The sequence below is a fragment of the Methylomarinum sp. Ch1-1 genome, assembly GCF_030717995.2.
Classification (GTDB): Bacteria; Pseudomonadota; Gammaproteobacteria; order Methylococcales; family Methylomonadaceae; genus Methylomarinum; species Methylomarinum roseum.
In genome coordinates, this window is sequence record NZ_CP157743.1 from 440412 (window position 1) to 451705 (window position 11294).

Consider the following 11294-nt stretch of genomic DNA (forward strand, 5'->3'; position numbering starts at 1 on the left):
TCAGGACTCCGTCGTCACTCGCAGCACCTCTTCCAGCGAGGTAATGCCTTGGACCACCTTGATCAGACCGTCTTCATACATCGTCAGCATGCCCTCCTTTATCGCCTGCTGCTGAATCACATTTTCGTCCTCATGACTCATGACTTGTTTACGTATCGCTTCCGACATCGGCAGAAACTCGATAATGGCCTGACGCCCCTTATAGCCGATGCCGCCGCAGGCCTGACAACCTTTGGCTTTGAATAAAACAATGTTCTCCGTCCCGGCATATTTACTCAGTTGCATGTCATCGATCAACTTGGACGGTGCGGGATATTTTTCCTTGCATTGCGGACAAAGCTTTCTAACCAGCCGTTGCGCCAGGATGCCGTTGACGGTCGAACTCAGCAGATATTCTTCCACCCCCATATCCAGCAAACGCGTAATGCCGCCGGCGGCGTCGTTAGTGTGCAGCGTCGACAACACCAGGTGGCCGGTCAGAGCCGACTGCACAGCGATCTTCGCGGTTTCCAGGTCGCGCATCTCGCCAATCATGATGACATCGGGATCCTGCCTAACGATGGAGCGTAACGCCGAGGCGAACGTCAAGCCGATCTGCGGCTTGGCTTGAATCTGGTTAATGCCTTCCAACTGATATTCGACCGGATCCTCCACTGTGATGATCTTGCGTTCGGCGGTATTGAGCCTTTTCAGCGCAGTATACAGCGTCGTCGATTTACCGCTGCCGGTCGGACCGGTAATCAGAATGATGCCATGAGGCTCGGCCAATACTTCGATAAATTGTTGCGCATGTTCGCCAGTGAATCCCAACGCGGTAAAATCCAGCACCGCCGCTTCCTTATCCAGCAGACGAATGACGACGCTTTCGCCGTACATGGTCGGAACCGTCGATACCCTGAGATCCAACTCTTTACCCAACATTTGCAACTTGATGCGGCCATCCTGAGGCAATCGGCGTTCGGCGATATTCAGCTTGGCCATGATCTTGATACGAGACAAAACCGCCGCCGTCGACGCCACCGGCGGCGCTTCGATGTCCTGTAACACCCCATCTATGCGTAGACGGACCTTTAACACTTCTTCAAACGGTTCGATATGGATATCGGAGGCCTGCGTTTCGATGGCTTTCTGTAGAATCAAATTAACCATCTTGATCACCGGCGCCTCGCTGGCCAGGTCCTTCAGATGCTCCAGGTCCTCGCTGCCGACGTCATCGCTATCGAGATGCTCAAACGCCTGGTTCATTTGCGACTTGTCTTCGCCATACTGCACGTCCAGCGCCGCATCGATTTCCGACAATTGGCCAACTCGGCGCTTAACCTGCTTGCCGGTCGCCAGTTGCAAGGCCTGATCGATGAAATCATCTTCAGGGTCCATCACCGCGACGGTCACGGACTGTTCGTCTTGTTCGAGGCCGATGACATGAAACTGTTTTTGAAATCTCTGCGCAACCGTTTCGGCGAAAGGGGATTCCAGCGGGTAGTCGCCGGCATTGACTCTGTCCAATTGCTGGCTTTGCACGAAACTGTCGGCGATGTCTTTTTCCGAACAAATCCCCAGTTTGATCAGCAATTGCGGCAAGGACTCACCCGGCGCCGATTTCTGCATGCGTCTGGCCTTATGCAGCTCATTGTCGGACAGTTTGCCATGATGTTTTAACTGCGATAGGAAATCGGCATATTTATTTTCCTGCTCGGCGAGCGCTACCTGATTCATCGTGATGCCTGCTGGTTTTAGTCTCAAGCAATGATTCTGCCATGGTTATCACGTCGCTTGCATTAATTTCCGCGATGGAGAAATCATTTTTGTCCAACTTGAAAGGATTGACGATTGAAGACGACTTCAGAACTCTGTTGATCGGCGTTTGATAAACCCGGCTGACCGGGGTCGGCCCGAACAGCGTGATCGACGGCCTGTTAAGCCCCCAGGCCATATGCGTCGGCCCGGTATCGTTGCCGATCACCAGATCGGCGCGATCCAGTACGGCCTTAAGATCGTTCAAATTCATGCGAGGCAATACCGTCGCCGCCGATCTTTGCGCGATCCATTCCGCCGCCTGTCGCTCCGCTTCATTGCCCCAAACAATCAGGCTATTGACGGCCAGCGCGTCGATGACTTGCAGATACTTTTGTTTCGGATAATTGCGGCTAGGCCAAGTCGAGCCGATGACGAAGACGACATTGGCCTTGTTCTCGGTAAAATAATGCGCTAACTGCGGGTCCGGGGCCTGGTAAAAAAGAAACGGTTTTTTAGCCAGAATCTGCTGCTCGGAAATGCTTATCCCTAAAGGGCGCGCGATCACTGCCGCATTCCTGTCGATGCTATTGGCGTCATAAGGAATGGCCACCGTCTGTTTATAAAACAGCGCCGCCGGTTTTTCGCGGATCGAGTGTTTATCGAAACCGGCGGTATGAGGCGACAACAATCGCGCCGTGATCGCCGATTTGATCAAGCCTTGAGCATCGATGACCCAGTCATAATGATTCCGAGCATAACGCCTGACTTTGCCGATCTCGCCGAAGAGATTGCGTTTGCGTTGTTTTAACGACTTCAGATTGACGGTCAGCACCTGATCGATATCGGGGTTGTCCCGCAGTACGCCGGCAAAGCCCTGTTCCACCACCCAGTCCAGATGAATCTCCGGCAATGCCTGTTTGACGAATTGCAAAGCCGCCATCGCATGCACGATATCCCCTAGCGCGGAAAGCTTGACGATCGCGACTCTCATAGCCATCAGCCTATCTCGGCCAAGACCTGCGCGGGTGTGATTTGGGTCAGGCAGTCGGTATGCCCCAGCGGACATTCCCTGGCGAAACAGGGAGAGCAGTCGAGACGCAGGTCCACCACCTTGGCCCGGCTGTTCAGCGGCGGCGTAAAGCCGGGGTCCGATGAGCCGTAGAGGGCGATCAATTTTTTATCCAATGCCGCGGCGACATGCATCAAGCCGGAATCGTTCGAAACCACGACATCGACCAGGGACATCAGATCGACGGCTTCGGCCAACGATGTTTGACCGCTGAAGTCGCGACAGGCATCCCCGCTCAATTGATTGATCCTCGCAGCAACCGCTTGATCCTTGCCCGAACCGAACAGCCACACCGACCAGCCTTGCGCCAGCTTGCATTGGGCCAGCTCGGCGTAATGTTCTGCCGGCCAACGCTTGGCCGGTCCGTACTCGGCGCCGGGACAGAGGGCGAGAATAGGAGCCTTATCGTTCAGGTTAAACTTGTCGCGCACCGCCTGCTGCCGATCGCTATCGATGGCCAGAGACGGCACCGGGCATTCAGGCGGCTGCGGAGCGTCGGCGGGCAACGCCAACGCGACAAAGCGCTGCACCGTCATCGTCAGCTTTTTTTTATCGAGCCTGCGCGCATCGTTTAACAGCCCCCAGCGCAGCTCGCCGAGATAACCGGTGCGCACCGGGATATCGGCGAAAAAAGGGATCAATGCGGACTTCCAGGAGTTAGGCAGCACGATGACCTGGTCATAGCGTTCGTTCCTTAATTGCTTGCCCAGCCTGATCCTCGCTTGCACCGCGAACTGGCCATGAGTCAACGGCATCTCGATCGCTTTCGACACTTCCGGCATTCTATCCAACAGCGGAAACGACCAGGCCGGCGCCAGTACGTCTATCCGGCAGCCAGACTCGCGTCGGCGCAACGTGATGAACAGGCTTTGCGCCATGACCATATCACCGACCCAAGACGGGCCGATGACCAGGATTTTTTTAGCGCCTTCCGTCACTTAGGAAACGCAGCTCAGCCATTCTTGATGATCTGCGCGGCGGCCATGGACATAATCGAAATACAGAGCCTGTAGTTTTTCGGTAATCGGGCCGCGAGTGCCGGCGCCGATAACACGTCCGTCCAGTTCTCTGATCGGAGTCACTTCGGCGGCGGAACCGGTAAAGAACGCCTCGTCGGCGATATAGACCTCATCCCTGGAAATCCGTTTCTCGCTGACCTCCAGCCCCTGTTCCCTGGCGATGGTCATGATGGTGTCCCGGGTAATGCCTTCCAGCGCCGACGTCACTTCCGGCGTATAAAGCTTGCCGTTGCGGACGATAAACAGGTTTTCGCCGCTGCCTTCGGCCGCATAACCTTCGTGATCCAGCAATAAGGCTTCATCATAACCGGTCGATTGCGCTTCCTGTAAGGCCAGAATGGAATTGATGTAATTACCGTTGGCCTTGGCCTTGCACATCGTGCTGTTGACATGATTGCGCGTATAGGAAGAGGTTCTGACGCGGATTCCTTTTTCCATGTTTTCCGCGCCCAGATAGGCGCCCCATTCCCAGGCTGCAATCATCACATGCACTTTTAGATTATCGGCCCGCAGCCCCATACCTTCGGAGCCATAAAAACACATGCTGCGAATATAAGCACTGTCGAGGTTGTTTTTAGCCACCGCTTCACGATGCGCCTGATTGATTTGGTCCTTAGCAAAAGGAATCTTCATGTTCAGGATATGAGCCGAACGATACAACCTGTCGGTATGTTCAGGCAATTTGAAGATTGCCGTCCCTTGTTCGGCATGATAGGCTCGCAGACCTTCAAAGACTCCAGCACCATAGTGCAAAGTATGAGTCAAAACATGAACTTTCGCTTCACGCCATTCCAGCCATTCTCCATCCAGCCAAATTAAGCCGTCTCTATCATCCATTGTCATCATTTTATTCAAGCCCGCCTATTTATCGAGTGTTTGAGTCACAAAACCGTGTATGTTTAAATATATATTTGTCGCAATTATTCAGTATCTTTCAGAATTTAGGCAGCAGTTCATTGATTTTTCCGGACACGTTCACCCAGCACCTAAATAAACGAAGATTATAAATCATAGCCTAGGGTAATTAGGTGCTGGGTGAAATCTGCTGGCGGCTAACGGCATCCTGCTTCACGCGGCACTTGCAGATTTTGCAGGGAGAAATTGCTCCTGCATTATCTACATTTCCGCCTTCCTTGGCGGTCGGAGCAAAAATCCGCCTGTTGCAGACAGCCCGATAAATCATTTAATTATTCCATCAAATCGCGCCAAATCTTTTCAACCTGCTTGCGCATTTCGGCGAATTCATCGCCGCCGGCCACCGCTCGTTTGCCCTGTAAAACCTGATGATGCCCGTAATCCCGGTAGGCGCAATAGGCCTTTTTCAGCAATGCGGCATTTTCCATGGAAACAAAGCCATGTTTCGCCAACCCTTCGAGCAATCTAATGTTGTCGGTATAGGCGGCCAATGTTTCATTTTCCGAACTATGCGCCAATACGCCAAATTGTACTATAAACTCAATGTCGGCAATACCGCCTTTGCTTTGTTTTAAATCAAAAACGTCTCCATCTTTAGGCGCCAGGTTTTCCCGCATTTTTTCCCGCATCTCCCTGACTTCCTGCCGCAGTCGATTCATTTCCCTGGGCAAAGCCAGGATCCTGCTGCGTATGGCTTCGTATTGCTGCTTTAATGCCGCATCGCCGGCGATAAAGCGCCCCCGCACCAGCGCCTGATGCTCCCAGGTCCAGGCGTCATGTTCCATATAGCTTTGATAAGTTTTGATATGGCTGACCAATAACCCCGAGTCCCCGCTGGGCCGGAGACGCAAATCTACTTCATAAAGCACGCCGGACAACATTTTGGTATCGAGGATATGGCGGACTTTTTGTCCCAAACGCATGTAGAATTGGGAACAGCTTAAGGGCTTTGCGCCATCGGTCATGACCTGACCGTTTTCGCAGTCATATAAAAACACCATGTCCAGGTCGGAAGCGTAACCCAATTCGATGCCGCCCAGCTTGCCCATGCCCAGCACGGCAAATTTTTTCGCGCAATTATCGCTATCCGGCGGAAAACCGTGTTTGGCGGTCAACATGCACCATGCCCGCTCGACCACCTGCTCCAATATCACCTCGGCTATATAAGTCAAATAGTCGCTGACCACCATCACCGGTATGACACCCATGATATCCGCCGCCGCCACTCGCAACACGTTCAGATGCTTGAACTGCCTCAGCAAGGTCATCAATTGCTCGTCATCGAGCACATTGACTTTCTCCAACTCCTGCGCCAACTGCTCCGCCAACGCTTGTTTTTTCAAGGGCTCATACAAAGAGCCGGGATCTAATAATTCATCGAACAATATCGGATATTGCGCCAGATATTCGCAGATCCAGGGGCTAGCCGACGATAAGGTCACCAACTGCGCCAACGCATCGGGGTTTTCCGCCAGCAACGCTAAATAAACATTGCGGCCAGCGACCTCATCCAACAACTTCAGGATTCGCAATAAGGTTTGATCACGGTTTTCGGTGCTTTGCACCGCTTCGATCAACTGCGGCATCAATCGGTCGACCACGCCGGCGCCTTTGCTGGTCAAGCGCTTCATCGCATGGGAATTCTTAAAACTCTGTAAGGCATCATATACATCGGCGCAATGCAAATATCCATATTCGCCCAGATATTCCAGACTCTGCTCCCGGCCTAGCCCGCCCGCCCAGATCAAATGTGAGTTTTGCAAGGTCTTTTCCTGTTCCGACAACGAAAATACCTGATCGAAGATCGCATGCACCGCCTCTCTTACCTTATCCAAAACCTGTTTAAAACTTTCCCAGTCGTCATAATCCATCGAAAAGGCAAGAATTTTCTGCACCATCGGGTCCTTAGGCAAATCATGGACCTGCTTATCCTGATATTGCTGAATATGGTTTTCCACACGACGCAAAAAGACGTAAGCGTTCGTTAATGTGGCGACATCCTCTCTGGCCATCAAGCCCAGACTTTCCAGCATCCGCAGAATGCTCTGGATTTCCCGCTGCTGCAATTCGACGTCATTCCCGCCCCGGATCAGTTGAAACGCCTGACCGATGAATTCAATTTCCCGAATCCCCCCCGGTCCCAACTTGACGTTTTCCATCCTATCCTTACGACGCAGTTCCTGGGTGATCTGCAATTTCAATGAACGCAGCTCCTCGAAAGCGCCGTAGTCCAGATAACGCCGGTAAACAAATGGCTTGATCATCGCCGCCAATTGCTTGCCGCTGTCGAAATCGCCCGCCACTTGACGAGCCTTGATCATCGCGTAACGTTCCCATTCCCTGGCCTGAGTCATGTAATAATTTTCCATGCCATCGAAGGTCATGATCAACGGCCCGCTATCGCCAAAAGGACGCAAGCGGATATCGGTTCTAAATACGAAACCGTCCGCCGTCGTCTCATCGAGCATCTTCACCAACGAGCGGCATATGCGAGTAAAGAACTCGCCATACGTGGTTTCTTTGCGATCACTCAAGACCCCATCTTCGGCATAGGCGAAAATCAGGTCGATATCGGACGAATAATTCAGCTCCCAAGCCCCTAACTTGCCCATGCCCAACACGACGATGTTGATCGGCTTGCCATCTTGCAGGGTAGGCGTGCCACGGCGCTCGCACGCTTGTTGATATAAATAATCCAATGCATGCTGAATACAGGCCTCGGCTAATGCCGTGAGATCTTTCAGTGTCTCGTCCAGCTCCGCCCATCCCGCCAAGTCTCGCCACGCAATTCTCGTCATCTCCTTATTGCGGAAGCGTCTCAAGAATTTAGCCAGATCCGCCTCGTTATGCGGTTCGAACTCGGCCAGGACTTGTCCATACTGTTTCCGAGCCTGGTCGGAAAATAAGCGCCCCGACTCGAGCAGGTCTAACAGCTCCTCCGGACTTCGCTGGCAAAACCCGGCGACAAACTGACTGCAGGCCCATACCTTGGGCAGCGATTGTCTAAATCGTTGCCGTTGGCTTGATGGAATGGCCTCTAACTGAATTTGCCGAGTAAATCCAATCAATGCGCTTGCTGTTGCATCTCTGAGCTCGACCGGTAACGCTGCGATTTCTGAAGACTCTATTTCGAAGGAGGACATGGGCGGGACAATGCAAAAAAAAACAATCATGATAACCAAACTATACAACCGATAGAAGGACTATTTATGTCCTCGGAAACGTCTAGCACCTAGTCAATATTATTCTGTCGGCAATTGTGAATGTAGGTGTGGATTTAGCCGCGCAATGCGGATAAATTCGCACCTACCGCGGCATTTCCCGGTTTCGCGTTTAAAAAGGTTTAAGCCTGTATCTCAGGTCGCTCTGGAAGAAGTGATCGCGGCATGGACGTATTCACCCAGCACCTAAATTCCATAGGCTAATGGCTGCGATAAATCATCTTCGTTTATTTAGGTGCTGGGTGAACGGCACCTTCTGGAAGCGCTACCTGATACAGGCTGGTTTCTTAACCCGAACTCAGATTAACCACGGCAAAAATGCTCAAACTGATGAGAATTGCTGACGCCTACCGAGTACCCGTCACCTATACCATGACTGAGTACTCGTTACCGCCACATGCATGTCTTGATCCGCTGTAGTTCTTGTCGCTGTTGTCGCGAGACACTGAGCCAATACGTAAGAATATTCTTACTCTCTGACCCGCTATTGTTGCGATTTTGCCAAGACGACCCAACATTTCCTGAGTCGATCAACATGTTTTTATCAATGGCAGTCAGGCAGGGTCATTAACCCGCCCAACCCCTTAATCCAAAGCGTTGAATGCCGCTAACAAATGACTAATCCGCGCTACAATCAGTTGATTTTTGTTAAGAAATGGGAATTAGTTCCGCCCCAGCCCTTGAATTCGAGAATGATTAAGGTATCCTTAAGCAGCATTTAATTCATCATTTTCCGTGATCAATCTCACATTTTTTAAATGGAATTTGATAATTCCTAGCGCACTCACGATGACCGGATCTGGCATGATGCCTGTCATCCCGTCTATAGCGCTTGTAGTCGACTTTATCCGACATAAAACTCAAAAACACTGACCTGATTTTGCAGTTTCACCTGCATTTTTTTTAATCCAAACAACCTTGGTCCAGGCCAAGGCCGGAATGATATTATGACAATAAAAAGAAGACAGATATTAAAAGCCGGCGCCGCGGCATTAACGACACCCGCCATCTTCGGCGGCGCAATGCTCTCGAAAACGGCTCAAGCCCAACTTTGTCGCCCCACCGGCATCAGAAGCCCCGGCACCGAACCCGACAGTCCGCCGGTCACCCCTTTCACCGAACCCTTGTTCATTCCCGATGCCTTGAGCCCGGTCAATCCGGCCAGTTTGACCACGCCCCCCGATCCCAACCGTCATCAACGCTTCGATGAATTTCAACCGATCAAATATTACGAGCAACGCATCACCGAAGGCTACTGGAATTATCATTCCGAGCTAACCCAATTAACCCCCAATCAATCAGGCTCCTTGGCCTGGATGTACAACGGCAGCACCCCGGGTGAAACCTTGGTGGCCCGCTATGGCGAACCGGTTTTCGTCCGTCGCTACAATGATTTACCGACGGCCGACCAAATCCAGATGCCGATCGGTTATCCGGCCATCAGCACCCATTTGCATAACGCTCACACCGCCTCCGAGAGCGATGGCTATCCGATGGATTTCGCCGAACCAGGCCAGTTCTGGGACCATCATTATGCGATGATGTATGCCCGCAACGACCCGAATGAAGCCTTGGCCAGCCTCTGGTATCACGATCACATGATCGACTTTACCGCGACCAACGTCTATGCGGGTTTATCCGGCATGGCCATTTTTTATGACCATATCGACTCCGGCGATGAAAACGACAAGCATCCCCACGCGCTGCGACTGCCCGGCAACATGCGCTTCGGCGGCGCGCCCGGCTCTGCCAATGGCTACGACATTTCATTGATTCTGCATGACGTCCGTTTCGACAGCTCTGGCAATCCGGCTTATAACGTATTCGACACCGACGGCCACTTGGGCGACCTGATTACCGTCAACCGAAAAGTCATGCCGTATCTGAATGTGGAGCGTCGTAAATATCGTTTCCGTATCTATGACGGCGGGCCCTCCCGTTTCTACGAATTGCAACTGGGCGACGGCGATCCGTTTTTCATCATTTCCAACGACGGCAACCTGCTGGAAGAACCGGTCGAAGCCACCAGCATCGTCTTAGGCCCGGCCAACCGCCAGGATGTCATCATCGACTTCTCCCGCTACAGTCCCGGACAAACGGTCGAGTTTTTCAACGTCATGGAGCAAATCAACGGTCAAGGTCCCTCCGGGCGCCGTTTGGACGGCCCTAGCCGCATGAATGTCATGCAATTCAGGATCATCGACAGCAATGTCGAGGATAACAGCCAAATCCCAGACTTCATGCGAAAACTGCCGCCTATCAATCTGAATGAAGTCGTCGCGGAACGCGAATGGGTGTTCGATCATGATATGGGGCTTTGGACCGTCAACGGCAGCTTCATGGATCCGACCATCATTTCGGCTGCGCCAAGACAGGGAACCGCCGAGATCTGGCATTTCCGCAATGCCGGCAGCTCTTGGGCGCATCCGTGTCACGTTCACTTCGAAGAATTTCAGGTTTTGGAATGGAACGGCAAAAAACCGACCGGCGTCTTGCGTTCACGCAAAGACGTGGCGACATTAGGGCCAAACGATCATGCCAAGGTGTTCTATCGCTTCGACGATTTCGTCGGCCGCTATGTCATCCATTGTCACAACAATGTCCATGAAGACAACGCCATGATGCTGCGCTGGGATATCACGCCAGGCTAGTTCCACTGACACGCATCGATCCAGACCCAACAAATTTATTTAGGAATTCATCATGAACAGTAGAAGAACATTTCTTGCCACTGCGGCTCTGAGTGTGCCAGCCTTAGCCGGCGCGGCGAGTGGAGCCGGCAACCTAGCCAATAATCCGGCTTTCAAAGACTGCCCGCGCGCTAACGGTGGCCCCAACGCCCATCGCTTCCCCCAAGTGATCGTTCAGGACCAACACAAGCAAAAAGCCTGGTTTTACGAACAGCTGATCAACAACAAGCTGGTATTGATCAACTTCACTTCGGTAAAAAGCGAAAAACGCTATCCGATCATCGGCAATCTGGTCAGAGTCCAAGACATGCTGGCGGATCGATTAGGCGATGATGTCAATATGTACACCATTTCTACCGATCCCTACCACGACACTCCCGAAGCGCTGCAACAACTGGCCGAGAGCCATGGCGCACAATGGAAATTCCTGACCGGCCAGCCGGACGATATCCGTGAGATACTCCATGCTTTTGGCGTACACGGCAGCATTAACGGACTGACCTGGATCGGCAACGAAAAAACCGGACGCTGGCTGTCCAAAGCCAGCCGCCAACATCCGCTGTTTATCGCCGAAGCGGTCGCGAGACTGAGCATAGGCCGGCACCATAAACCGTTCTTGGTTGATTTGCACAGTGTTTAGGGA

General features: G+C 52.3%; 7 protein-coding genes. 2 read left to right on the forward strand and 5 right to left on the reverse strand.

All coding sequences use genetic code 11. The annotated features are described in order from the left end of the window. From gspE to glnE, 5 genes are all read right to left on the reverse strand, one after another. The gene (gene gspE / locus Q9L42_RS02480) at positions 1-1716 is read right to left on the reverse strand and encodes a type II secretion system ATPase GspE (RefSeq protein WP_305910009.1); all 1716 of its coding nucleotides are present in this window, start codon (positions 1714-1716) and stop codon (positions 1-3) included. Further along, positions 1682-2734 (reverse strand): lipopolysaccharide heptosyltransferase I, encoded by a 1053-nt coding sequence (waaC, locus tag Q9L42_RS02485; protein WP_349431829.1) that lies wholly within the window; start codon positions 2732-2734, stop codon positions 1682-1684. Before waaC ends, gspE begins: the two co-directional genes overlap by 35 nt. Continuing rightward, positions 2734-3744, reverse strand: coding sequence for a lipopolysaccharide heptosyltransferase II (gene waaF, locus Q9L42_RS02490; RefSeq protein WP_349431830.1), 1011 nt, complete (start codon positions 3742-3744; stop codon positions 2734-2736). The genes waaC and waaF overlap by 1 nt, the downstream gene beginning before the upstream one ends. Further along, on the reverse strand, positions 3745-4668 hold the full coding sequence (locus Q9L42_RS02495) for a branched-chain amino acid transaminase (RefSeq protein ID WP_305910310.1): 924 nt from the start codon (positions 4666-4668) through the stop codon (positions 3745-3747). It abuts the gene before it with no gap. Between the two features lie 344 nt (positions 4669-5012). After that, entirely contained in the window at positions 5013-7883 is a 2871-nt protein-coding gene (glnE, locus tag Q9L42_RS02500) for a bifunctional [glutamate--ammonia ligase]-adenylyl-L-tyrosine phosphorylase/[glutamate--ammonia-ligase] adenylyltransferase (protein ID WP_349431831.1), read from the reverse strand. A gap of 1025 nt (positions 7884-8908) precedes the next feature. Between glnE and Q9L42_RS02505 the strand changes: the two genes are divergently transcribed. Both Q9L42_RS02505 and Q9L42_RS02510 read left to right on the forward strand, forming a co-directional pair. Next, positions 8909-10612 (forward strand): multicopper oxidase family protein, encoded by a 1704-nt coding sequence (locus Q9L42_RS02505; protein WP_305910008.1) that lies wholly within the window; start codon positions 8909-8911, stop codon positions 10610-10612. A 52-nt stretch (positions 10613-10664) separates the two neighbouring features. Continuing rightward, positions 10665-11291: an SCO family protein gene (locus Q9L42_RS02510; protein WP_305910007.1), complete on the forward strand. Its 627-nt coding sequence runs from the start codon at positions 10665-10667 to the stop codon at positions 11289-11291. The last annotated feature ends 3 nt before the right edge of the window (positions 11292-11294 follow it).

Bases quoted from the DNA above. Each gene is read 5' to 3' on its own strand.
- gspE (WP_305910009.1), bottom strand. From the start codon at position 1,716: ATGAATCAGGTAGCGCTCGCCGAGCAGGAAAATAAATATGCCGATTTC.
- waaC (WP_349431829.1), bottom strand. From the start codon at position 2,734: ATGGCTATGAGAGTCGCGATCGTCAAGCTTTCCGCGCTAGGGGATATC.
- Q9L42_RS02495 (WP_305910310.1), bottom strand. From the start codon at position 4,668: ATGACAATGGATGATAGAGACGGCTTAATTTGGCTGGATGGAGAATGG.
- glnE (WP_349431831.1), bottom strand. From the start codon at position 7,883: ATGTCCTCCTTCGAAATAGAGTCTTCAGAAATCGCAGCGTTACCGGTC.
- Q9L42_RS02505 (WP_305910008.1), top strand. From the start codon at position 8,909: ATGACAATAAAAAGAAGACAGATATTAAAAGCCGGCGCCGCGGCATTA.
- Q9L42_RS02510 (WP_305910007.1), top strand. From the start codon at position 10,665: ATGAACAGTAGAAGAACATTTCTTGCCACTGCGGCTCTGAGTGTGCCA.